Raw genomic sequence first — 22,808 nt, forward strand, 5'->3', positions numbered from 1 at the left:
TCTCCAGCTCTCGCTGCATGCGGTTAATGCCCGTGGACCGCGCCCGCGATGCAGGCCGCTACGACTCGTCGACTCAGCTGAACCCTCATACGTCGTGCTCACTCGTACCTCTAGCCGCCATTAATCGAGAGGGAGTCCGCCATGAGCGATAGACAAGCCAGCGTTCGTCACGCCGCCGCGCAGCAGCGCTATGAGTTGCTGGTCGACGGCCAGCCACTCGGCTTTGCCGAGTACAGCGAGCAGGGCGAGCGGATGGTTTTCACCCATACCGAGGTCGACCCCAGCCTGTCCGGGCAGGGGCTGGGCAGTGTGCTGGCCAAGGCCGCGCTCGAAGATGCGCGTCGCTGCGGCAAGCGGGTGGTGCCGCAATGCGAGTTCCTCGCCAGGTACATCGAGCGCCACGCGGAATGGCAGGATCTGGTCGATCCGGCCTGAGCGGTACGTCTTGTTCAGCGGGACTTATTGCCGGGGCTGACGCTCTTATCTGAGTGATCGCTGCCGCCGCGTCGGCACGGCATCGCACCCGCAGCAGGTTTCGTCAGAGGGCAATCGCGTGGATGGTCGAGAGTTTGTCTGGGCGCATTTCAAGCTCAATGCCGAGCAGCGCCTGCGGGGCTTCAACTTCTTCGTGGTGCTGGCGATCTTTGCCGATGGCGGTGTACTGGCGGCGCTGCAGCGCGGCTTCTCGCCGGGGCTGCTGATTCTGCTGGGCGCTTTTACCATGCTGCTCGCGCAGGTCTTCTGGCTGGTGGACGCGCGCAGCCGGCAGCTGCTGGAGCTGACCATCGTCGCACTCAAGGAGATGGAAGCCGAGTATCCCGAGAGTTACCGGCTGTTCGCCGCCGATGCGCTGGGGCAGAGCCGGGTGATCAGCTACACCTTCGCCATCCGTGCGCTGCTGCTGGCGCAGATGGGCTTCGGTCTGGGTGTATGCGCTTACGGGCTCTACCAGTGGTGAGGCGCAGTGTTCAGTGCGGCAAGGCCAGGCGGCGTACGGCAATCGCTGCGTCTCCTTCCGGCTGAGAGACAGGGGCCAGGTCTTCGCCGGTTTCCCAGGAAAAATCGCGCTTTTTCACTGCCTGGATGAACAGCCGGTCACCGGCCTCGCATTCGGTGCCGATGGCCAGGTCATAGGCGGCGATGCGGATCGGGCCGGGACGATGGGTGAGAAACAGGTAGCTGTGCTTGTTGACCCGCCCAACCGTGCGGCCATCCACGCGGTAATCCACGGCACCGGTATTCAGCAGCGCTGGCAGCGCCTGTAGGTACAGGTAAACCGCGCATTCATCGGTGCCAGGCCGGTAGTTGCGGGCGCTGACGGTTTCGGCGCCGGAGGACGACCCATCGAAGCACTGGCCGTTGCTGAGGCATTCGTCGAGCTTGGCGGCTTCAGCGAAGTCGACGCGGCCACGCTGGTCGAAATGGACGAGCAGCCAGAAGTATTGTTCGAACGCCGTACTGGTTGTGCCTCCGATTACACCGGCGAGCGTGCGGGAGTCGCTGAAGTACCAGTAGCGGTTGGACGCCCGCGTCAGCAACGGCTCGCCCAGCAGGCGGCGGACCTGGCTCCGATCGGCCTGGTGCAGCTTCTGCAGCAGCTCCGGCCCATATGGCTGCTCGTTGAACAGCCCGACCGGAATCACCAGACACGCGCTGCAGAGCGCCGCCAGCAGCGTCAGTACGGCCCATCTTGTCGCCCTCAGGTAACTCGCTGCCAGCATGACCGAATCCTCCTTGCAGGCCGTTTTATCAGTATGGCCCGGATTAAGCCCCGTGATGGCCGGGAGGCTCCTCAACGAGCGACTGGGGCGGGCCGCCGTTAACGCGTTGCGCGGAACGCTTGCGGCGGGCTTCCGGTCGGTATTAGCAACCGACGGGAGAACTGACGATGACGACTTCGAGCAATCTGGTATGGGCTGCCCTGGCGATCGGCGCGGTGACGGGCATGCGCAGCATGCTGGCGCCGACGCTGGTCAGCCGGGCACTGAGCGAGCGCGATGATCTCGCCGGGGCGGGGGAGGCCGCGCAACTGCTGACGTCGGATACGGCACAGACCTTCCTGCCCACGCTCGCGGTCAGCGAGATGATCGGTGACAAGCTGCCCTTTGCGCCGGATCGCACCATCGTGCCGTCGATGATGTTCCGTGCGCTGTCCGGCGGTGTGAGTGCGGCGGCGCTGGCCGGTGTGCGCCGCGAGCCGATGCTGTTGCCGGCACTGCTCGGCGCGACGGCGGCGCTGGTCGCAGCCAAGATCGGGCTGAGCCTACGCAAGCCCTATCAGCCCAGGCCGCTGGTCAACGCGGCGCTGGGTGCGGTCGAGGAATGTCTGGCCTTGACGGTCGGCAAGGCTGGGTTGCGGCGGGCGCTGGGCGAAGGCGGGCGGAGGCGGTAACACGCCACTCGCGCTTCACGTAGCGGTGATGTGGACGCGTGGCAAAGGGTTGCCGTTTTCCGCCGTACGGCCGGTGCTGCCGGGGCCGTCACTCAGGCGTGAGCTCGGCCTTGTGCGGATTGCTCTGGAGCAGACGTGCGTGGGCTTCGGGGTAGCGATAGGCGAAGGTGGCGTGTTGCGCGGCGAGTTCGGCCTGCATGGCCTCGCGTTCATGGGCGGGCAGCTTGGCCAGGTATTTCCGGGTGATCGCGTACTTGGCCGCCATCAGCTCGTCCTCGGCTTCCCGTAACTCCGCTTCGTAGGCTCTGGCGCGCCGTTCACGTAGCGCCGTCTGGTCGGTGTGCATGTTGCCGCCTTCATGCAGGACGAAGGCGCTCTTCGACGCGCCTTCGGTCTGCTCCATGGCGGGCTGCGCGGCCCAGGCGCTCGAAGCGAGAAGACAGAGCATCAGGCAGGACGAGACGGTTCTCAGCGTAAGCATGGCGTGGCCCTCTGCATGCTTGGCAGCGCTCAGGCTGCCTGAAGCGCCAGCATACGCCAGGTGCATCCAGCACTCAGCGGTCCGGCCTTGCGCCAATCGTCGCAGCAGCGGGAGCCTATGGCCTTGATGAATCGCAAGTCGTCACGGGGTGAAAGCCCGGCCGGGACCTGACAGAAAACGGGCCGCATGATGCGGCCCGTAGGACTGCGGTCAGCTCGGTCGCTGGATCACGCAGATACGGTCGCGGCTGAGCCCTGCATCTCGGGTGCCGACGCCCGCTGCGACTTCCGGCATTTCGCTGCTGCTGCCATGGCCGGTCGTGCCTGCGCCAGTCGGAGCAGTGGTGGCGGTGGTGTCCGGGTAGTCGGTCCCGGCCCGCTTGGCCGCGCTGCCGATGTCATAGCGGCCAGTGTCGGCCGAGCTGCGGTCGTTGTAGTCGGTCGGGTCGGTAGTGTGGCCTACGCCGGCGGCGGTGTTGACTCCGGTGCCTTCGCCGACACGCTCGCTTGCCGATCGTATCCCGGTAGCCGTCGCAGCGGTGCCCGTTGCGGGGGTGGTGAAATGCTTGTCCAGGTGGCTGTCGCCGCCGGTCGCGCCGGCATAGGGGCTGCTCGGGCCTGGGTAGCCTTCGACTGTGCCAGTGCCGCCGCGCTCGTTTATGTCGATGGCGCCGTTGTATTCCATGGCATCGCGCGCCTTGGCCAGCTGGTCTTCATCGTCGACATCCACGGCGATAACCAGGGCGCCGCGGCGCACGGCATCCGGATAGGCGGTGGCGTAGTGGCGGTGCGTTTCGTGCGGCTCATGGCCGAACAGCGATTTGAAGAAATGCGTGACCTTGGATTCGTGATGCGTACGATCCACCGGGACGTCGGGAGTGGTGGTGTAGGGCGCGTCGTAGGCATGGATATCGGCGCTTTCGGCGCCAATGGCGTGAATCTGTTCGCGCGCTATGCCTCGCGACATCAGGTCGCCGCGAGTGCGGTTGGCGTCGGTCAGCGTTGCGAACGCTGCTACCAGTGTGTGTCTCATGATCCACCTCACGTTGTGTTGAACAACCGGGTTGTGAGCGCTCTGCACCTGTCGCGATGGCAGCGGCCGTGTGCTGATGGCCGCGTCTGTCGCGGATTAACGGCGCTCATGAACATTGGGTCGGAGCGCACCGGCATAGTTCAGCGTGGAGGATCAGCGGTCGGAGGAGGGCAGCGCGGTCGCTGCGCGAAGGACGTGCGCGTGACGAGGAAGCTCTGAAGCAGAACGCCTCGCCGGCTACCCGGCGGACGGGCCGGGCAACCAGCGCGGGCAGGCAGCGGGCGATGGCAGGGGCTTTGCGCTTTCTACCGGCCCGCTGGGGTTGCGCTTCAGTCGAGGTCGGCGGCGCTGTGGCGCTCGGGTGCCTGCTCGGATTCCTCGCCCCAGGTGCGATTGACCTTGCGTCCGCGGATCACGGCCGGGCGCTCGGCGACTTCCGCGGCCCAGCGCTGCACATGTTTGTAGTCCTGCACGGAGAGGAATTCGCCGGCGTCGTACAGCTCGCCCTTGGCCAGCACGCCGTACCAGGGCCAGATCGCCATGTCGGCGATGCTGTAGTCGTCACCGGCCACGTAGCGGTTCTCCGCCAGCTGGCGGTCGAGCACGTCGAGCTGGCGCTTGACCTCCATCGCGTAGCGGTTGATCGGGTACTCGTACTTCTCCGGCGCGTAGGCGTAGAAGTGCCCGAAGCCGCCACCGAGGAAGGGCGCCGAGCCCATCTGCCAGAACAGCCAGTTCAGCGTCTCGGTACGCGCACGGATTTCCGTGGGCAGGAAGGCGCCGAACTTCTCCGCCAGGTAGACCAGGATCGAACCGGACTCGAACACCCGCAGCGGTTCGCCGTCGACGCTGTGATCGGCCAGCGCGGGAATCTTCGAGTTGGGATTGATCTCGACGAAGCCGCTGCCGAACTGGTCGCCGTCACCGATGTTGATCAGCCAGGCGTCGTACTCGGCGCCCGCGTGGCCGGCGGCGAGCAGCTCTTCGAGCATGATCGAAACCTTCACGCCATTGGGCGTCGCCAGCGAATAGAGCTGTAACGGATGCTTGCCCACCGGCAGCACCTTCTCCTGCCGCGCACCGGCGGTGGGGGCATTGATACTGGCGAACTTGCCGCCCGAGGGCGCGTCGTGGGTCCAGACCTTCGGCGGGACGTAAGGGGTATCAGGCATGAACAATCTCCTCGGTGGCTACTGGGGATGTGCAGGGCATGCTACGCCCTCGGCCGGCGCTGTCGAAATCAAGCGGGTCGATATTGGTCATCGATGGGCGATGGTTTGTTCTGCGAGGTGGTTTGTTGAGATGAGCTAGAAGATCTTTTTCCCGATCGGTAAAAAATCCAGTGCACTGGCCAGCGACGGAGAGTATTTTCCCTATTGGGAAAAAATTGGGAATGAGCTGTTTCCGAAGACCAAATTGTACGGAACGGGAAAATGGGTGGACCTACCGCATTTGTTTCGATGGCCGAGCTGGGCAAACTGATCCAGCGCACTCGCAAGGGGCAGGGGCTGCGTCTGGTGGACGCTGCCGGCCTATGCGGCGTGAGCGTGCGCTTTCTGAGCGAGCTGGAAAATGGCCGTGAGAGCTGTTCGTTCGGACGGGTGCTGAACGTGTGTCATACGCTTGGCATCGAGCTGTTGGCGGCTAGACGTGACGGGAGCGACCTGTGAGCGGACTGCTCGGCGCCTACCGGGGTGATTGCCGTATCGGTGAGCTTTGGCTGGGTGACGATGGCCGCAGCATGGGTTTTCGTTATAGCGAAGCAGCGCGGTTTGCAATCTCCAATAGCTTGCCGCTTGCAACCGGTATGTTTGCGCCAACGCTCGGCACGGCACATAACTGGTTTGCCAATCTGCTTCCCGAAGAAGCTTCGCGGCAGTTGCTGGTGAACCGGCTTGGGATCGCCGATGACGACTTTTCGCTGTTGGCCGCCATCGGTGGTGATTGTGCCGGTGCGTTGCGCATTGTTGACCCGGAGCGGGCCGATGCGTTGATCGAATCTGGCCAGGAGCCGGTTGACCCCAATCAGCTGGCGCGCTGGGCGCAGGGTAAGGAGCGCTACGCCTTGTTCCAGCCGGGCAAGGCGACACGGCTTTCGCTTGCCGGCGCCCAGGACAAGATTCCCGTAATTCTCGAAGGCGGCCAGCTCTACCTCCCGAGCGGTACCGCCGCTTCTTCGCATCTGATCAAGTTCTCGCTAAAGCCGGCGTTGGTTTTCAACGAGCTCTATATGAACCGCCTGGCTCGGATCGCAGGGCTTGTGGTTCCGGACTCGCATGCAGGTCAGGCAGGGAAGGCTCACTACCTTGCTGTGACGCGTTACGATCGTGAGCGAGTGGATAACCGGATCGAGCGTGTGCACCAGGAGGACATGTGCCAGGCGCTTGGCTATCCGCGGCGGCTCAAGTACCAGGAAGAGGGCGGCCCGACGCTGGCTGCCTGCGCAGACCTGTTGCGCGCGGTGACGGCCATGCCTGCGCTGCAGGTGCGCCAGCTGCTGCGCTGGCAGATATTCAACGTGCTGGCCGGCAACAGCGATGGCCATGCCAAGAACATTTCGCTGTTACAAGACGCCAAGGGGCGCTGGTCATTGGCGCCGGCCTATGACCTGGTATGTACGATGGTGCTGCCATACAGCCCCAGTCTTGGTTTCGCGGTCGGCGGTAACTTCCATCCGCAGCAGCTGCGCAGAGCCGATTGGGAAGAGCTGGCGCGCCACATGGGCCTCGCGCCGCCGTTCGTACTGCGGGAGCTGCGGCAAATGCTGGATCTGCTCGAGCCAGCTGCCAATAGCGCTGAGTTGCAAGCTGAACTGCAGACGGTTGGCATGGATGAGGTGGGTTGGGCGAAGGTGCAGCATGTGCGCAAATACGTCGTTCAGCAGTGCCGCCGCTACCGCAAGCTGTAGCGGCCAGGGTCCTGCCGTGGTGAATGCCTACAGCCCACGCTAGCGCTTCGCTGTGTGAGATTGCCGCGAGCGTGGCAACCATAGTCAGTAATCGATCAGCGGTATTGCCAACAAGCGGTGCTGACGGTCCGGCATGCAGGGGTCGCGTTAGACTCTTTCTTTCTGCCCCCCCTTCGACGCGGGGCCAAACCGTAACAGGACGGCACGATGCTTCTCAGCAAACGCGATCAGACCCGTATGGAACGGCAACTCTCGAGCTGCCTGAGCCAGGCCTGCGAAGCGGGCAAGGCGGAGATCGTCGGATTCAGCTGGCTCACCCATGAGGTCGATTACGCGCGCTTTCCCGAGAGCCTGCAGGTCACCTGGGTATTCGTCACGGAGGCACAGAGGGCGCTGGCGATAGGCCAAGGACAGGGCGCCCGAATGCAGGCGCTCACCCAAGCGGCGCTGGCTGAGGCGGGTATCGACATGAGTGCGCTTATCGCCCCGGTGCGCTCTGACAGCGAGGAAGCCTGCAAGCGCAACGATGGCGGTGACTGGCAACGGCGCCTGGCCCGCAACGCCACGACAAGGCACTGACAGTGGCCAAGGACGTCGAGAATCCGTGCATTTCCGTCTGCAAGCTCAGTGACGAGCTGTGTACCAGCTGCGGGCGCACCAAGGATGAGATCCGCAAATGGAAGCGCATGAAGCGCCCGGACAAGAAGGCCACGGTAGAGCGCGCGGCGCAGCGGTTGAAGGGACTGAAGAAAAAAAAGAAGTGATGGCCGGGCGATGGGCGCCTTCGCTGCCGATGACGGTGTGGTCACCAGCCGTGTGCCTGCCTCGCAGGCGCTGATTTAGTGCGAAGCGCCTCAGGTTGCAGCGGCTGTCGATTGCAATCAATCCACCACGAACAGCTTCGCCCCCACTTCGGTGGATGAACGATGCGGCTCGGCGCCGTCGGCGACCTGGTAACTCATGCCCGGCGTGAGGACGAAGCGGCGACCATCAGCAAGTTCGGTATGCAGTTCGCCTTCCAGGCACAGCAGGATATGGCCCTTGCTGCACCAATGGTCCGCCAGATAACCCGCGGTGTACTCGACCATGCGCACGCGGATGCCGCCGAACCGGCGGGTGCGCCAGCAAGCGCTGCCGGTTTCGCCTGGATGCAGGGTGGGTTCAATGGTCGCCCAGTCGGTAGTGCCGAAGGGGAGGTCGTTGATGTCCATGTCTGACGCCTCTTAGTGGTCTTGCAGAAAGCAGTGGTGATTGCTGCGGTCCAGTGGCTGACTGAAGCCCCCCGGAGTCGCCATGGTCCGACGCAAATCGGGACACCCGGTACACAAACGAAAAAGCCGCTGACCTCTCATGGGGCAGCGGCTTTTTCGGTTGCGGCAACCAGGCCTCAGCCGCGGGCGCCACGTACTCCGGCGCTGATCTCGCGGCACAGGCCGAGCACGCCTTCCACCGCGTCTTGCGGGCTCTTGGCGCTGGCGATCTGGTCGATCAGCGCCGAGCCCACCACCACGCCGTCGGTCAGGCGGGCAATGGCGGCGGCCTGTTCCGGCGTGCGGATGCCGAAGCCGACGCACACCGGGATATCGGTGTGACGCTTCAGGCGAGCGACTGCCTCCTCGACGTGTTCCATGGTGGCGGAACCTGCACCGGTCACGCCGGCCACCGAAACGTAGTAGACGAAGCCCGAGCTGCCGTTGAGCACGGTGGGCAGGCGCTTGTCGTCGGTGGTCGGGGTGGTCAGGCGGATGAAGTCGATGCCCACCGCCTGCGCCGGGTCGCAGAGTTCGTCGTTATGTTCCGGTGGCAGGTCGACGACGATCAGGCCATCGACGCCAGCCTCTTTCGCGTCTGCCACGAAACGTTCGACGCCGTAGGCGAAGATCGGGTTGTAGTAGCCCATCAGCACCAGCGGGGTGCTGGTGTTGCTTTCGCGGAATTCGCGGACCATCTGCAGGGTTTTCGGCAGGTTCTGCTTGGCCGCCAGGGCGCGGATGTTGGCCAGCTGGATCGCCGGACCATCGGCCATCGGGTCGGTGAACGGCATGCCCAGTTCGATGACATCGGCGCCGGCATCCGGCAGGCCCTTGAGGATGGCCAGCGAGGTGGCGTAATCCGGGTCGCCGGCGGTGACGAAGGTCACCAGCGCCGCGCGATTCTGTTCTTTCAGCTCGGCAAAGCGGCTCTGCAGGCGGCTCATGCGTGCGTCTCCTGTTCGCTCATGTGGTGCATCACGGTCTGCATGTCCTTGTCGCCGCGGCCGGAGAGGTTGACCACCATCAGGTGCTCCTTGGGCAGTTTGGCCGCGCGCTTGAAGGCCTCGGCCAGGGCGTGGGCGGATTCCAGCGCGGGGATGATGCCTTCCAGGCGGCAGCACTGGTGGAAGGCCTCAAGGGCTTCGTCATCGGTGCAGGGCACGTATTCGACGCGCTTGATCTCGTGCAACCAGGCGTGCTCGGGGCCGACACCGGGGTAGTCGAGGCCGGCGGAAATCGAATGCGCGTCGGTGATCTGGCCGTCGGCGTCCTGCAACAGGAAGGTGCGGTTGCCGTGCAGTACGCCCGGCGCACCGCCGGCCATGCTCGCGGCGTGCTTGCCGGTGTCGATGCCGTGGCCGGCCGCTTCGACGCCGACAATCTGCACGGATTCGTCATCGAGGAACGGGTGGAACAGGCCGATGGCGTTGGAGCCGCCACCGATGCAGGCGACCAGCGAGTCGGGCAGGCGGCCTTCCTTCTGCATGATCTGCTCGCGGACCTCGTTGCCGATCACCGATTGGAAATCGCGCACCATGGCCGGGTAGGGGTGCGGGCCGGCGGCGGTGCCGATCAGGTAGAAGGTGTTGTGGACGTTGGTCACCCAGTCGCGCAGGGCTTCGTTCATCGCGTCCTTCAGCGTGCCGGTGCCGGCGGTGACCGGGATCACTTCGGCGCCCAAGAGCTTCATGCGGAAGACGTTGGCCTGCTGACGGTCGATGTCGGTGGTGCCCATGTAGACCACGCACTGCATGCCGAAACGCGCGGCCACGGTGGCGGTGGCCACGCCGTGCATGCCGGCGCCGGTCTCGGCGATGATGCGCTGCTTGCCCATGCGTTTGGCCAGCAGGATCTGGCCGATGCAGTTGTTGATCTTGTGCGCGCCGGTGTGGTTCAGGTCTTCGCGCTTGAGGTAGATCTTCGCGCCGCCGAAGTGTTCGGTCAGGCGCTCGGCGTAGTACAGCGGGCTGGCGCGGCCGATGTAGTCGCGCTGGAAGTAGGCCAGCTCCTCGAGGAAGGCCGGATCGCTCTTGGCCTTCTCGTATTCGGCGGCCAACTCGTTGATCAGCGGCATCAAAGTTTCGGCGACGAACTGACCGCCGAAGCGGCCGAACAGGCCACGATTGTCGGGACCGGTGCGGTATGAGGTCATGTGAGGCTCCTGTCTGGGCTGGCTGCCAAATCCGGCTGGCGTCTGCGGTCAGGTTGCGGACCCGAGCGCTGCCACGAGGGACGGCAGGTGCGATGGCCTCAGAGTACGGCTATGGGCATCCGGTTAAAAGCGATAAGATCGCCGCAACATGTCAGGAAAATTCACACATATGCCGCACGAACTTCCACCACTCAACGCCCTTCGTGCGTTCGAGTCGGCCGCCCGCCTGGGTAGCGTAAGCGAAGCGGCCCGTGAGCTGCACGTCACCCATGGTGCCGTCAGTCGGCAGGTCAGGCAGCTCGAGGAGCAGCTGGGCATCACGCTGTTCGTCAAGGATGGCCGCGGCGTAAAACTCACCGATGCCGGCGGGCGTCTGCGCGAGGCGGCCAGCGAGGCCTTCGAGCGTCTGCGCAGCACCTGCGCCGAGCTGCAGCGACAGACTGCCGAGGCGCCGTTCGTCCTCGGTTGCCCCGGCAGCCTGCTGGCGCGCTGGTTCATTCCGCGGCTGGATCGGCTCAATCGCGACCTGCCGGAGCTGCGCCTGCAGCTGTCCGCCAGCGAGGGCGAGCTGGACCCGCGCAAGCCGGGGCTGGATGCCACGCTGTGGTACGCCGAGCCACCGTGGCCGGCGGACATGCAGGTGTTCGAGCTGGCCGCCGAGCGTATCGGCCCGGTGCTCAGCCCCTACCACCCGCGTTGTGCCGAACTGCGCAGCGCGCCGCCCAAGGCATTGCTCGAAGAGACGCTGCTGCACACCGCCTCGCGGCCACAGGCCTGGCCGACCTGGGCCAGCCAGCAGCAGCTGGACCCGACACAACTGCGCCTGGGGCAGAGCTTCGAGCACCTGTATTTCCTCCTGGAAGCGGCGCTGGCCGGGCTGGGCGTGGCCATCGCGCCGCAGCAGCTGGTCGCCGATGACCTGAAATCGGGGCGGCTGCTTGCGCCCTGGGGTTTCGTCGAAACCAGCGCCCGGCTGGCGCTCTGGGTGCCGGCACGGCGGCTGGATCGGCGGGCGGAGCGGCTGGCCGACTGGCTACGAGCAGAGCTGCGGAGCGTGGAAAAGCCAAGCTGACACACGCCAGGGCAGGCGGGCCGTCACGCGACCGGCAGTGCCTCTCAAAAACGGGCTGGCGTGTGCTGTTGGGCGTGAACACTGCACGCAATAGCGAAGCCGAACCGGTGCCAGCCCGGCCGCATTTAACGGCATGGCGACGAACGGTGTCGCCGTTTGTCTGGCGCCACTAAAGCGGCGCTGGCTGCGTCGATACAGTCGCATGATCCCCAGAGTTAGCATCCGGTGGCGCTGATGCCGGAGCTGTCTGCAGTCGTTCGAGGAGAACAGTGATGGTGATGACACGGCGTGTCGGTTTGTTGATGTTCGTGGTGCTGGCGGTCGCGGCCGAGCAGGTGGCCGCCAAGGCGGACCCGGCGGTGGAAGCTTCGCTGAAGGCGGGTCGGCCATTTGTCGAAGGTGAATTGCTGGTGCAGTTCAAGCCTGGCGCCTCGGAGGCGGCGAAGAGCGCGGCCTTGAGCAAACAGGGCGCCAAGGCCGCGCAGAAGCTGCTAGACAAGGCTGCACGCAAAGACGCCAAGGGCGATCTGGTGCAGGCGCAGCTGGGCAAGGGCAAGAAAATCGATGCCGCGTTGCTGGCCCGGCTGGCTGCCGACCCGGCGGTAGAGTTCGTCGAGCCGAACTGGATCTACCGCACCCAGCTGGCCAACCCCAACGATCCGGGGCTCGCTAGCCTCTGGGGCATGCAGGGCGCGACCACCTCGCCGGCAGCACCCTACGGCAGTGGCGCGCTGGCCGCCTGGAACGCTGGCGCAGCCTGTTCGAGCCAGATCCACGTGGGCATCATCGACGAAGGCGTGATGACCACCCATGGCGATCTGCGCGCCAATATCTGGATCAACCCGGGCGAGGGCAGTCGCGCCGACCGCAAGGACAATGACCGTAACGGCTTCATCGATGACATCCACGGTTGGGATTTCAGCGCCAACGACGCCAGCGTCTACGACGGCCCGGCCGACGACCACGGCTCGCATGTGGCCGGCACCGTTGCCGCCGTGGCCAACAATGGCGCCGGGGTGTTCGGCGTCTGCCCGAGCGCCAGGCTCATCACGGCGAAATTTCTCGGCGCCAATGGCGGCACTACCGCCGGTGCGGTGAAGGCGGTCAACTACCTGACCCAGCTGAAGCTGGCAAAGAAGATCAATCTGGTTGCGACCAACAATTCCTGGGGTGGCGGTGGCTATTCCCAGGCGCTGTACGACGCCATTCGTGCCGCTGGCAATGCCAACATCCTGTTCGTCGCTGCGGCGGGCAACAGCGGCCTCGACATCGACGCGACGCCAAGCTACCCGGCGAGCTATCAGCTGCCGAACGTGATCGCCGTCGCCGCGATCGGTCAGAACGGGCAACGCGCAGGCTTCTCTAACTACGGGGCGAAGAGCGTGCACATCGCCGCGCCGGGCGTCGATATCGTTTCCACGGTGCCGACTGCCAAGGGCGCGGCCGGTTACGCCTACATGAGCGGCACCTCCATGGCTGCTCCGCACGTCACCGGTGCGGCCGCGCTGTACGCATCGCTAAACCCCTGCGCCACGGCCGCGCAGACCCGCGAAGCGCTGCTGCGCCTGGCCGTGCAGGACCCGCAGCTGACCGGCGTGGTGCAACTCAATCGCCGCCTGGATGCGTCGAAGATCGGTCGTGAACTGGCCTGCGGCACGCCTTGAGATAGCTACGCTTGCAATGTCCAACCAGGCCGGGCGCTGAACGCAGCGGGTAAAAGCGTAAGCGCAACGAGCGCCGGCGCCCGCTCGTTGCGTTCCTGCAAGGCACGGCCGTGTGCATCGTTTGCCGCCGGGCGGGATATAGCCGTTCGCAGACGCCCATGCCGGCCTGAACTCGGTCGCCGCCGTCGAGTCCTACGCGGCACGGCAGCGGAGCGATCGCGTGATCGCAGCGGCTTTTCCGATGCCTTCTTCCGCCTCGAAAGGACTTTGCGAATGAATGCTTGCGCTTCTGCTGCGATGCTCGTGGCCAGCCTGCTGCTGGCTGGTGCTGCCCATGCTCAACCGATTGAACTGGATGGCATTCAGCTGTCCCGCGATGTGCCCTGCCTCGGCAAGGATGTGAACATCTCCGGCAGCGCCAACAAGATCAGCCTTACCGGCGAGTGTGGTGTGGTGCAGGTCTACGGGACGGAGCATGAGGTCAGCCTGGCAACGGCCTCGGCGCTGGAGGTTTCCGGTATCGACAACAGCGTGACGGCGACCTCTGTCGGCCGACTGCTGGTGGACACCAACCAGAACCGCATCCGCACCAAGGTCGTCGGACACGGGCAGACGGCGATCGTCGAGGTGTCGGGCGGCGAGCATGAACTGGAACTGGAGTTCGACGGGCCCGCGCAGGTCACCCTGGACGGCATCGACAATAAGCTGAAGTGGCGCGGTGACGAGCCGGCGCTGTCGACATCCGGTATCGGCCATCAGATCGACCGCCAGTAGCGGCGGGGTTACGTCGGTTCCGACGGCTGCGCGCCGCTGCCGAAGCGTCGGCGGTAGTCGCCGGGCGAAAGTCCCACCAGTCTCTGGAACACCTTGCGAAAGGCGCCCGGGTCCTGATAACCCACCGCCCAGGCCACCTGCTCGATGCCACGGTTGGTCAGCTCCAGCAGTTCCCGCGCCTTGCCGACGCGCAGCTGCTGGCAATATTCGGTCGGCTTGAGGCCGGTGGCCGCGCGAAATCGGCGCAGGAAGGTGCGTTCGCCCATTCCGGCCTGGGCGGCCATGACGGCGACGGGCACGGCGCTGGCGCTCTGGCTCTGCAGCCAGCGCTGCACCCGCAATACGGCCTCGTCGCCATGATCCAGGCGTGGGGCGAAGCTGCTGAAGTAGCGCTGCGACTGCCGCGTCAGGTCGATCACCAGATAACGCGCGGTTTCCGAGGCAATGGTCGGCCCCAGTAGTCGCTCCACCAGCGCCAGGCCGAGGTCGGTCCAGGCCATCAGGCCGCCGGCCGTGATGATGTCGCCGTCATCGACGATCATCCGGTCCGCATCCACCTGCACCTTCGGAAAGCGCTCGCGCAGCGCCTGGGCCAGACCCCAGTGGGTGGTGACGGTGCGGCCGTCGAGCAGGCCGGTTTCGGCGAGCAGAAAGGCGCCGGCGCAGACCGAACCGAGGGTGACGCCGGCCTGATGACATTGCCCCAGCCAGGCCGCGAAGGGTTGGATCACATGCGCCTCGGGGCGGGCCTCCAGACACGGCGGCAGGATGATGATCCGTGGCGAACGCTGGCTGCCAGGCAGGCTGTCGAACACCCGCTGAATGCCTGATGTGCCGTCCTGCAGCGCCCAATGCGTGACGCGCAGGGCTGGCAGCTTCGCGGCACCGCGTTCGGCCGCCATGCGGTTGGCCACGCTGAACAGGTCGGTCAGCCCGTAAACGGCCGCCAGCTGCGCGCCCGGGTAGAGGAGCAGGCCGATTTCCAGCGTCTCGGGTGCGGCAGGCATGTCAGTTTTTCCCACGATAATGTCGGTCTGGCCCATCCTCGGCGGTCGCCAGGGCATCTACAGTCTGCAGACGGGCATTGGGCTCACGACAGGAGAGAGTGATGGGCAAGCGAGCGTTGGTTCTGGTCGACATCCAAAACGATTATTTCCCGGGCGGCAAGTGGACCCTGCACGGGATCGAGGCAGCGGCGGACAACGCGGCGCGTCTCCTTGCCGCGGCGCGGGACGCGGGTGATCTGGTGGTGCATGTGCGCCACGAATTCGCCTCGGCGGATGCGCCATTCTTCACGCCGGGCTCGGATGGCGCGCGGATTCATCCCAAGGTGGAGAGCCTTGCGGGCGAGCCGGTGATCCTCAAGCATCAGGTCAACTCGTTTCGCGACACCGAACTGGAGGCCCTGCTCAGGGGGCGCGGCGTCGACACGCTGACCATCGTCGGCAACATGAGCCATCTGTGCATCGATGCCATCACCCGTGCCAGTGCCGATCTCGGCTTCAGCGCCACGGTGATCCACGACGCCTGTGCAGCGCGTGACCTCGAATTCAATGGCACCCAGGTGCCGGCGGAGCAGGTGCATGCGGCGATCATGGCGTCGCTGGCGTTCGGCTATGCGAACGTGCAGTCCACCGAGGCCTATCTGGCCGAGCGGCAGTAACGGCGGGCAAACGCAGGCAAGCACATCACCGCTGTTCAGCCGTGATGTGCTTGTAGCTCAGGGGTACAGCGCGGCTGGCTCAGCTGGCCAGCGCGGTCTGCGTGGGTAGCAATTCGGCCGCGGTGACCTTGTCCGCGGCATAACCGCGCGGGTTGCGGCTCTGCCAGCGCCAGGCATCGGCGAGCATGCTGGTCAGGTCCTTCTCGGCGCGCCAGCCCAGTTCGCGTTCGGCCTTGCTCGGGTCCGACCAGCACTGGGCGATGTCGCCGCTGCGGCGCGGCTTGATCACATGGGGCAGGCTGCGGCCGGTGACTTCCTCGAAGGCGGTGATCATCTCGCGCACCGAATGACCCTTGCCGGTGCCGAGGTTCCACGTGGAAACACCGTGAATCAGCTGCAGACGTTCCAGGGCTTTCAGATGACCTCTGGCCAGGTCGACCACATGGATATAGTCACGGATACCGGTGCCATCCGGCGTCGGGTAGTCGTTGCCATAGACGTTCAGTTGCTTTCTACGGCCGACCGCCACCTGCAGCATGTACGGCAGCAGGTTGTTCGGCACGCCGTTGGGGTCTTCGCCGATCAGTCCCGACTCGTGAGCGCCGATGGGGTTGAAATAGCGCAGCAGACCGATCGACCAGCGTGGGTCGGAGTCTGCCAGGCCCTTGAGCACATTCTCGGCCATCAGCTTCGATTGGCCGTAGGGATTGGTCGGCACGCCGGTCGGGCGGTCCTCGGTGATCGGCATCACCGGCGACTCGCCGTAGACCGTCGCCGACGAGCTGAACACCAGCTTGAACACGCCGGCTTCGGCCATCGCCTGGCACAGTGCGATACTGCCGCCGACGTTGGTTTCGTAATAGCGCAGCGGTTCGCGAACGCTTTCGCCGACCGCCTTGAGACCGGCGAAATGCATCACTGCGGTGATCGGATAGGCAGCGAACAGCGCCTTGAGCAGCGCCCGGTTGCGCACGTCGCCCTTGACGAAGTGCAGCGGCCGGCCAGCCAGTTGCTCGACGCGGTCGAGGGCCAGCTGCGAGCTGTTGCACAGATTGTCCAGCACCAGCACTTCGTGGCCGGCGTGCAGCAGTTCGAGCACTGCGTGTGAGCCTATGTATCCAGCCCCTCCTGTTACCAGAATCATCTGTCTACCTCCGAAATTCGCAGTCTTTCGACACGCTCGGGACACTGCGGCGGGCCATGGCTGGCGCTGCATGAGTCTCCGTAATTGGGTTCGGCGAAACGGAACGGGACGGCGACGACAAGCTGCGCGCGGGGGGTTCCGGTGCCGGTTTAAATCAGGCGTCCTGCTGATAGGGACGGGGTGAACTTCGAACGAGTTCCATCTACCCGCCGGCCGGTCGACGGGCTGCGCTATCGGATGATTGGCGGGAACCCGTACCGCTGATTGCCGTCCACTACCGGCGGACGACGCGGGTTGCAGGACGTTTTGACAGCCCCGTGTCGCACGTCGAAACGCCTTACGCAGGGCAGCGCTGGCATCGGAGTGGCAGGTGAACGGGCAGGAGCGCCTGGGCACGGTTACCGACACGAGGTGCTAGATGAGCTGGGCCGGCCCTTTCCAATACGACATCGGCAAATCCCGTAACGCGCAGCAGGCGCCGGCCGAAGTGGTCTTCGATGATCAGGTGCCGACGCTGCTGTGTCTGTCGCACCTGCGCTGGAGCTTCGTCTACCAGCGCCCTCAGCACCTGATGTCGCGTTTCGCCCGTGACTACAACGTGCTTTTCCATGAGGAGCCGATCCCCACCGAGGATGCCGAGCCCTGGCTGGAAGTGCGCCCCGAGGAGAACGGCGTGCAGGTGCTGATTCCCCGGTTGCCGGCGGGCTGCGAGGGCGAAGACGCGACCCGCGTGCAACGTCAGTTGCTCGATGGCTACCTGGAGAAGCTGGGCGTCAGCGACCTGCTGCTCTGGTATTACACGCCAATGAGCCTGGCCTTCTCCGATCACCTGGCGCCCAACCTGATCGTCTATGACTGCATGGACGAGCTGTCGGCGTTTCGCGGCGCGCCGCCGCAGCTGATCGAGCGCGAAGTGGAGCTGATGTGCCGGGCCAATCTGGTCTTCACCGGCGGCTACAGCCTCTACGAGGCCAAGCGCCAGCGCCACGACAACGCCCACCCGTTCCCCAGCAGCGTCGATGTCGAGCACTTCGCCGCCGCGCGCCGGCCGCAGCATGACCCGGACGACCAGGCGGAGATTCCCCATCCGCGTCTCGGCTTCTACGGCGTGATCGACGAACGCCTCGACCTCGAACTGATCGAGCAGGTCGCGCGGATGAAGCCGGACTGGCAGATCGTGTTGATCGGCCCGGTGGTCAAGATCGACCCGGCCGAGCTGCCGCAGCGCGACAACATCCACTACCTCGGCGGCAAGACCTACGACGAGCTGCCGCAGTACCTGTCGGGCTGGGACGTGGCGATCATGCCGTTCGCATTGAACGAGTCGACCCGCTTCATCAGCCCGACCAAGACCCCCGAATACCTCGCCGGCGGCTGCCCGGTGGTCTCCACGCCGATCACCGATGTGGTGCGCACCTACGGCGATACCGGCATCGTGCGTATCGCCGACAGCGCCGAGGCGTTCGTCGCCGCCACCGAAGCTGCGCTGGCCGATGCCGAGGACCGCGATGCGCTGCTGGCCAAGGCCGACGAGATCCTTGGCGATATGTCCTGGGATCACACCTGGAGCCTGATGAAGGAGAAGATGCAATGCGCGATATGAGCCCGCAGGACCGCAACCCGGAACGTCTAGGCGCAGGCTCTGGCGACCAGACACAGGCGCGCAGGCGCGGCTTCGACTACCTCATCGTCGGTGCCGGTTTTGCCGGCAGCGTGCTGGCCGAGCGGCTGGCCCGGGGCTTGAACAAGCGCGTGCTGGTGGTCGACCGCCGCCCGCACATCGCCGGCAACGCCTACGACTATCACGACGAGTCCGGCGTGCTGATCCACCGCTACGGCCCGCACATCTTCCACACCAACGCCCAGCGCATCGTTGACTACCTCTCGCAGTTCACCGAGTGGCGGCCCTACGAGCATCGCGTGCTGGCGCAGGTGGACGGGCAGGAAGTGCCGATCCCGATCAACATGACCACGCTGAACAGGCTCTACGGTCTGAACATGACGACCGAAGAGGAGGCGGCGGATTTTCTCGCCAGCCGCGCCGAGCCGGTGGAGAACATCCAGACCAGCGAGGACGTGGTGATCAACGGCATCGGCCGCGAGCTGTACCAGAAGTTCTTCCGCGGCTACACCCGCAAGCAGTGGGGTCTGGACCCGTCGCAGCTGGACAAGTCGGTGACCTCGCGCATCCCCACCCGCACCAATACCGACGACCGCTACTTCACCGACAGCTTCCAGCAGATGCCCAAGCATGGCTACACCCGGATGTTCGAGAAGATGCTGGCGCATCCGAACATCAAGGTCATGCTCAACACTGACTACCGCGAGATCCGCGACGAGGTGCAGTACGACCACCTGATCTTCTGCGGACCGATCGACGAATACTTCGACTACCGCTTCGGCAAGCTGCCGTACCGCTCGCTGAAGTTCGAGCACAAGCAGCTCGAGCAGGAACAGTTCCAGGCCGTGGGTACGGTCAACTACCCCAGCGAGGACGTGCCCTACACGCGCATCAGCGAGTACAAGCACCTCACCGGGCAGGTCCATCCGAAGACCAGCGTCACCTACGAGTACCCCGCGGCCGAGGGCGACCCCTATTACCCGATCCCCCGTCCCGAAAACGCCGAGCTCTACAAGCGCTATCAGCAGCTGGCGGACGAGACGCCCGGCGTGACCTTCGTCGGCCGTCTGGGCACCTACAAGTACTACAACATGGATCAAGTGGTCGGGCAGGCGCTGGCGCTGTACAAGCGCATCGAGGAAGCCGAGCTGGCAACGCAGCCGCAAGCGGTGCCCGAGCAACTCGGCTGAAGCCAGACGGTCGTTATGCATGAGCCTGTCGCCGCGGCAGGCCAGTGCCGCTCGGCTGCCGCCCGGCTGTAGCGAGTCATCCATGAGGTAAACGATGCACCACCCCAGTCTGTTCAAGAGTTTCTTCCTTGGTGGTTTCGAGTGTTCGAACCACCGGCGCAGCGACGGCCGCCGTCTCGATCTGATTGCCGCGACGGGGCACGACCGCTGGGCGGCCCACGACTACGCCGAGCTGCACCGCTACGGCCTGCACAGCGTGCGCGACGGTCTGCGCTGGCACCTGATCGAGCGCCAGCCAGGGCAATACGACTGGTCCAGCTTTCTGCCCATGCTGCAGGCGGCGCAGCGCCAGGGCACCCAGGTGATCTGGGATCTGTGCCATTACGGCTGGCCGGACGACATCGACATCTGGCGACCGCAGTTCGCCGAGCGCTTCGCCCGCTATGCCGCAGCGGCCGCGCAGCTGATCAAGGACGAGACCGGTGAGGTGCCGTTCTATGCGCCGCTCAACGAGATTTCCTTCTGGGCCTGGGCCGGCGGTGACGAGGCCTATTTCAATCCCATGGCCCGCGGCCGTGGCTTCGAACTCAAGCACCAGCTGGTGCGCGCCACCATCGCCGCGATGCAGGCGATCCGTGCGGTCGAGCCACGGGCGCGTTTCGTTCAGGTCGACCCGGCCATCCATGTGGTCGCGGGCAACGACCGGCCCGGGCCGCAGCGCGACGCCGAGCGGTTCCGCCAGTCGCAGTTCGAGGCCTGGGACATGCTCTGCGGCGAGCAATGGCCGGGCCTCGGCGGTGCCCCGGAGTACCTCGACGTGCTGGGCATCAACTACTACTCGAACAACCAGTGGTACCACGGCGATGGCCGTACCATCGAGCGGCACAACCCGGATTACCGGCCCTTCAAGGGCATCCTGCGGGAGATCCATCAGCGCTATCAGCGACCCTTGTTGATCGCCGAAACCGGGGCCGAGGGCGACGTGCGCGGCGACTGGCTGCGCTATGTCAGCGAGCAGGCGGGCCTGGCCATGCAGGCCGGGGTGCCGGTGGAAGGCATCTGCCTGTATCCGGTGCTCGACTACCCGGGCTGGACCGACGAGCGCCACTGCCCGGTCGGCCTGCTCGGCTTCCCTGACGAAAACGGCAAGCGCTGCGTGCACGAGGGCCTGGCCGACGAGCTGCGGCTGCAGCAGATGCGTTTCAGCCAGTCCAGCCCGGCCCCGCAGTTCGCCGAAGCCACGCCATGAACCAGGCGACCGGGATACCGCAGGCGCAGGCGGACGAGCTGCCGTTGCCGAGCCGCCCGGTCGCCTTTCTCTGGCATTACATCTGCGCCCGGCCCTGGCATTTCGGTGGCCTGCTGGCGCTGATCATCGGTGCCGCCAGCTGCGCGGTGGCGGTGCAATACGGCATGAAACTGCTGGTCGACGCCATGGCCCAGGGCACGGCGGATCGCGGCTCGGCCAACGTCTGGTGGCCGCTGGGGCTGTTCATCGGCCTGATCGTCACCGAGAACGTGTTCTGGCGCCTGGGCGGCTGGCTCGGCTGCCGCACCGTGGTCGCCAGCGTGGTGGATATCCGTGTCGACCTGTTCAAGCACCTGACCGGCCACCCGATGCGCTATTTCACCGAGCATTTCGCCGGCTCGCTGGGCAATCGCATCTCCGCCGTCGGCCAGGCGGCGGGCGCCATCTACGGCGGCCTGGCGTGGAAGATCGTGCCGCCGATCGTCGACTTTCTCGGCGCCGTGGTGGTGCTGCTGACGGTGGACGTGCGCATGGCGGTGGCGCTGATCCTGTTCGTCGCCATCGTCGCCGTGCTGATCACCGGTTTCGGTATTCGTGGTCGCTACAAGCATCAGCGCTTCGCCGCGCAATCGGCGCGGGTCGGCGGCGAGCTGGTGGATGCGGTTTCCAACGTCTGGACCATCAAGGCCTTCTCCGCCCGTGACCGCGAGGCCGAGCGCCTGGCCCACGAGATCGGCTTCGAAGCCCGCGCCCAGCGGCGCAGCTGGATGTACCTGGAAAAGGCACGGGTGATGCACGACATCTGCCTGTCGGTGATGGCCGGCGGCATGCTGATCTGGGCGATCCAGTTGTGGGTGGGCGGCGAGGTAACGGCCGGCGACGTGGTGCTGGTCAGCGCGCTGACCTTTCGCATCCTGCATGGCTCGCGGGATCTGGCGCTGGCGCTGGTGGACGCCACGCAGCAGATCGGCGCGATCGACGACACCCTGCGCATCATCGTCCAGCCCCACGGCCTCGATGACAGCGACAACCAGCTGATGCTGGCCGAAGGCGATATCACCTTCGAGCGCATCGGCTTCAGCTACCCGGACCGCGGCGCCGTGTTCGAAGGCCTCGACCTGCATATTCCGGCCGGGCAGAAGGTCGGCGTGGTGGGCTCGTCCGGCGCCGGCAAGTCGACCCTGATCAACCTGATCCAGCGCCTCGACGACGTGCAGGACGGGCGCATTCTCATCGATGGCCAGGATATCCGCAGCGTCAGCCAGGACAGCCTGCGCGAGAAGATCGCCGTGGTGCCGCAGGAAACCGCGCTGTTCAACCGCAGCATCCGCGAGAACATCCGCTACGGCCGCCCGGACGCCAGCGACGAGGAGGTGGGCGAGGCGGCGCGCAGTGCCTTCTGTGATGGCTTTATCCGCGAGCTGCCGCAGGGTTACGACACCCTGGTCGGCGAGCGCGGGGTGATGCTTTCCGGCGGCCAGCGCCAGCGTCTGGGCATCGCCCGCGCCTTCCTCAAGGACGCACCGATTCTGATCCTCGACGAAGCCACCTCGGCGCTGGATACCCAGTCCGAAGGCGAGATCCAGGCGGCATTGAACAACCTGGTGCACAACCGCACCGTGGTCGCGGTGGCGCACCGCTTGTCCACCCTGGCGAGCTTCGATCGCATCATTGTGCTGCGCGACGGCCGTATCGTCGAAGACGGCCCGCCGCAGGAGCTGCGCCGTCAGGGTGGTGAGTTCGACGCGCTATGGCGCATGCAGGCCGAAGGCTTCGCCCAGGAACCCGGGCCGGCGGTATGAAGCATGTAGCGGTGTCTTCGAGGAGCCTGCGCTCGCTCGGCTACGACCCCGAGCAGCAGGTGCTGGAAGTGCAATTCAGCAGCGGCGCGCTGTACCGCTATGAAGAGGTCCCGCCCGATGCGGTGCAGGCCTTGCTCGAAGCTGACTCGCTGGGTCGGCATTTCAATCAGGTGTTCAAGCCGCAGCATTACCGCTATCGGCGCGTGGAGTGATCGTGCCAGGAACCGCGTGGAAGCTGCGCGTTAGCCACCCTGCGTGTGCCGCTGCAGGTCGTAGGGTGGATCGCGCTTCACCGATCCACGGGGTGGCCATCCACGGGGTGGGCATCCACCCGGTGGCGGTGCGGTGGATGTAGAAAGCGACATCCACCCTACGAACCGCGCGGCATTTCCCGCCATCAGGATTCGCCGT

Annotated in this window: 25 protein-coding genes; 16 read left to right on the top strand and 9 right to left on the bottom strand. The window is 65.4% G+C overall.

Annotated elements, in window-relative coordinates; translation table 11 throughout:
- Positions 1–141 precede the first annotated feature (141 nt).
- Positions 142–435 carry a GNAT family N-acetyltransferase gene (locus tag BHD08_RS00595; RefSeq protein WP_125020446.1) on the top strand — a complete coding sequence of 98 codons (294 nt, stop codon included), beginning with the start codon at positions 142–144 and terminating at the stop codon, positions 433–435.
- Between the two features lie 118 nt (positions 436–553).
- Positions 554–958, top strand: a complete 405-nt coding sequence (locus tag BHD08_RS00600) for a hypothetical protein (protein WP_125020447.1) — start codon at positions 554–556, stop codon at positions 956–958.
- Between the two features lie 10 nt (positions 959–968).
- Here BHD08_RS00600 and BHD08_RS00605 read toward each other — a convergent pair whose 3' ends face one another.
- Positions 969–1,721 carry an outer membrane protein assembly factor BamE gene (locus BHD08_RS00605; RefSeq protein WP_218567501.1) on the bottom strand — a complete coding sequence of 251 codons (753 nt, stop codon included), beginning with the start codon at positions 1,719–1,721 and terminating at the stop codon, positions 969–971.
- Positions 1,722–1,888: 167 nt separating this feature from the next.
- Here BHD08_RS00605 and BHD08_RS00610 point away from each other — a divergent pair, with 167 nt between their 5' ends.
- A complete protein-coding gene (locus BHD08_RS00610; RefSeq protein ID WP_125020448.1) occupies positions 1,889–2,392 on the top strand; it encodes a DUF4126 family protein in 504 nt (167 codons plus the stop codon).
- A gap of 88 nt (positions 2,393–2,480) precedes the next feature.
- Here the strand turns inward: BHD08_RS00610 and BHD08_RS00615 are convergent, their stop codons facing one another.
- From BHD08_RS00615 to yghU, 3 genes are all read right to left on the bottom strand, one after another.
- The gene (locus tag BHD08_RS00615) at positions 2,481–2,873 is read right to left on the bottom strand and encodes a hypothetical protein (protein ID WP_125020449.1); all 393 of its coding nucleotides are present in this window, start codon (positions 2,871–2,873) and stop codon (positions 2,481–2,483) included.
- Between the two features lie 210 nt (positions 2,874–3,083).
- Positions 3,084–3,905, bottom strand: a complete 822-nt coding sequence (locus BHD08_RS00620) for a hypothetical protein (protein WP_125020450.1) — start codon at positions 3,903–3,905, stop codon at positions 3,084–3,086.
- Between the two features lie 329 nt (positions 3,906–4,234).
- Entirely contained in the window at positions 4,235–5,077 is an 843-nt protein-coding gene (yghU, locus tag BHD08_RS00625; protein ID WP_125020451.1) for a glutathione-dependent disulfide-bond oxidoreductase, read from the bottom strand.
- Between the two features lie 261 nt (positions 5,078–5,338).
- On the opposite strand from yghU, the gene BHD08_RS00630 reads away from it, so the two are divergent.
- The 4 genes from BHD08_RS00630 (at position 5,339) to BHD08_RS00645 (ending at position 7,577) form a co-directional block, all read left to right on the top strand.
- Positions 5,339–5,575 carry a helix-turn-helix domain-containing protein gene (locus BHD08_RS00630; RefSeq protein ID WP_230357644.1) on the top strand — a complete coding sequence of 79 codons (237 nt, stop codon included), beginning with the start codon at positions 5,339–5,341 and terminating at the stop codon, positions 5,573–5,575.
- The gene (locus BHD08_RS00635) at positions 5,572–6,813 is read left to right on the top strand and encodes a type II toxin-antitoxin system HipA family toxin (protein WP_125020452.1); all 1,242 of its coding nucleotides are present in this window, start codon (positions 5,572–5,574) and stop codon (positions 6,811–6,813) included. The genes BHD08_RS00630 and BHD08_RS00635 overlap by 4 nt, the downstream gene beginning before the upstream one ends.
- A 207-nt stretch (positions 6,814–7,020) precedes the next feature.
- Positions 7,021–7,392, top strand: a complete 372-nt coding sequence (locus BHD08_RS00640) for a hypothetical protein (RefSeq protein WP_038655779.1) — start codon at positions 7,021–7,023, stop codon at positions 7,390–7,392.
- Positions 7,393–7,394: 2 nt separating this feature from the next.
- On the top strand, positions 7,395–7,577 hold the full coding sequence (locus BHD08_RS00645; RefSeq protein WP_125020453.1) for a DUF1289 domain-containing protein: 183 nt from the start codon (positions 7,395–7,397) through the stop codon (positions 7,575–7,577).
- A gap of 117 nt (positions 7,578–7,694) precedes the next feature.
- Here BHD08_RS00645 and BHD08_RS00650 read toward each other — a convergent pair whose 3' ends face one another.
- From BHD08_RS00650 to trpB, 3 genes are all read right to left on the bottom strand, one after another.
- The gene (locus tag BHD08_RS00650; RefSeq protein ID WP_125020454.1) at positions 7,695–8,024 is read right to left on the bottom strand and encodes a DHCW motif cupin fold protein; all 330 of its coding nucleotides are present in this window, start codon (positions 8,022–8,024) and stop codon (positions 7,695–7,697) included.
- A gap of 176 nt (positions 8,025–8,200) precedes the next feature.
- Positions 8,201–9,010, bottom strand: coding sequence for a tryptophan synthase subunit alpha (gene trpA / locus BHD08_RS00655; protein WP_125020455.1), 810 nt, complete (start codon positions 9,008–9,010; stop codon positions 8,201–8,203).
- Positions 9,007–10,218 (bottom strand): tryptophan synthase subunit beta, encoded by a 1,212-nt coding sequence (gene trpB / locus BHD08_RS00660; protein ID WP_125020456.1) that lies wholly within the window; start codon positions 10,216–10,218, stop codon positions 9,007–9,009. The genes trpA and trpB overlap by 4 nt, the downstream gene beginning before the upstream one ends.
- A gap of 169 nt (positions 10,219–10,387) precedes the next feature.
- Between trpB and BHD08_RS00665 the strand changes: the two genes are divergently transcribed.
- From BHD08_RS00665 to BHD08_RS00675, 3 genes are all read left to right on the top strand, one after another.
- A complete protein-coding gene (locus BHD08_RS00665) occupies positions 10,388–11,290 on the top strand; it encodes a LysR family transcriptional regulator (RefSeq protein ID WP_125020457.1) in 903 nt (300 codons plus the stop codon).
- 272 nt (positions 11,291–11,562) lie between these two features.
- Positions 11,563–12,954: a S8 family peptidase gene (locus BHD08_RS00670; protein ID WP_125020458.1), complete on the top strand. Its 1,392-nt coding sequence runs from the start codon at positions 11,563–11,565 to the stop codon at positions 12,952–12,954.
- 273 nt (positions 12,955–13,227) lie between these two features.
- Positions 13,228–13,728 (top strand): DUF3060 domain-containing protein, encoded by a 501-nt coding sequence (locus BHD08_RS00675; protein WP_125020459.1) that lies wholly within the window; start codon positions 13,228–13,230, stop codon positions 13,726–13,728.
- An 8-nt stretch (positions 13,729–13,736) separates the two neighbouring features.
- Here BHD08_RS00675 and BHD08_RS00680 read toward each other — a convergent pair whose 3' ends face one another.
- On the bottom strand, positions 13,737–14,735 hold the full coding sequence (locus tag BHD08_RS00680; protein WP_125020460.1) for a GlxA family transcriptional regulator: 999 nt from the start codon (positions 14,733–14,735) through the stop codon (positions 13,737–13,739).
- 101 nt (positions 14,736–14,836) lie between these two features.
- Here BHD08_RS00680 and BHD08_RS00685 point away from each other — a divergent pair, with 101 nt between their 5' ends.
- On the top strand, positions 14,837–15,391 hold the full coding sequence (locus tag BHD08_RS00685; RefSeq protein WP_125020461.1) for a cysteine hydrolase family protein: 555 nt from the start codon (positions 14,837–14,839) through the stop codon (positions 15,389–15,391).
- 79 nt (positions 15,392–15,470) lie between these two features.
- Here the strand turns inward: BHD08_RS00685 and galE are convergent, their stop codons facing one another.
- Positions 15,471–16,535 (bottom strand): UDP-glucose 4-epimerase GalE, encoded by a 1,065-nt coding sequence (galE, locus tag BHD08_RS00690; RefSeq protein ID WP_125020462.1) that lies wholly within the window; start codon positions 16,533–16,535, stop codon positions 15,471–15,473.
- A gap of 418 nt (positions 16,536–16,953) precedes the next feature.
- Here galE and BHD08_RS00695 point away from each other — a divergent pair, with 418 nt between their 5' ends.
- From BHD08_RS00695 to BHD08_RS00715, 5 genes are all read left to right on the top strand, one after another.
- Positions 16,954–18,138, top strand: a complete 1,185-nt coding sequence (locus BHD08_RS00695; protein ID WP_125020463.1) for a glycosyltransferase family 1 protein — start codon at positions 16,954–16,956, stop codon at positions 18,136–18,138.
- Positions 18,126–19,346, top strand: a complete 1,221-nt coding sequence (glf, locus tag BHD08_RS00700; RefSeq protein WP_177412614.1) for a UDP-galactopyranose mutase — start codon at positions 18,126–18,128, stop codon at positions 19,344–19,346. Before BHD08_RS00695 ends, glf begins: the two co-directional genes overlap by 13 nt.
- A gap of 94 nt (positions 19,347–19,440) precedes the next feature.
- A complete protein-coding gene (locus BHD08_RS00705; RefSeq protein WP_125020464.1) occupies positions 19,441–20,595 on the top strand; it encodes a beta-glucosidase in 1,155 nt (384 codons plus the stop codon).
- Positions 20,592–22,397, top strand: coding sequence for an ABC transporter ATP-binding protein (locus BHD08_RS00710; protein WP_125020465.1), 1,806 nt, complete (start codon positions 20,592–20,594; stop codon positions 22,395–22,397). The genes BHD08_RS00705 and BHD08_RS00710 overlap by 4 nt, the downstream gene beginning before the upstream one ends.
- Entirely contained in the window at positions 22,394–22,609 is a 216-nt protein-coding gene (locus BHD08_RS00715) for a KTSC domain-containing protein (protein WP_125020466.1), read from the top strand. The genes BHD08_RS00710 and BHD08_RS00715 overlap by 4 nt, the downstream gene beginning before the upstream one ends.
- Positions 22,610–22,808 lie beyond the last annotated feature (199 nt).

Source organism: Pseudomonas sp. SCT, assembly GCF_003864275.1.
In the GTDB taxonomy this organism is placed as follows: domain Bacteria; phylum Pseudomonadota; class Gammaproteobacteria; order Pseudomonadales; family Pseudomonadaceae; genus Stutzerimonas; species Stutzerimonas stutzeri_AE.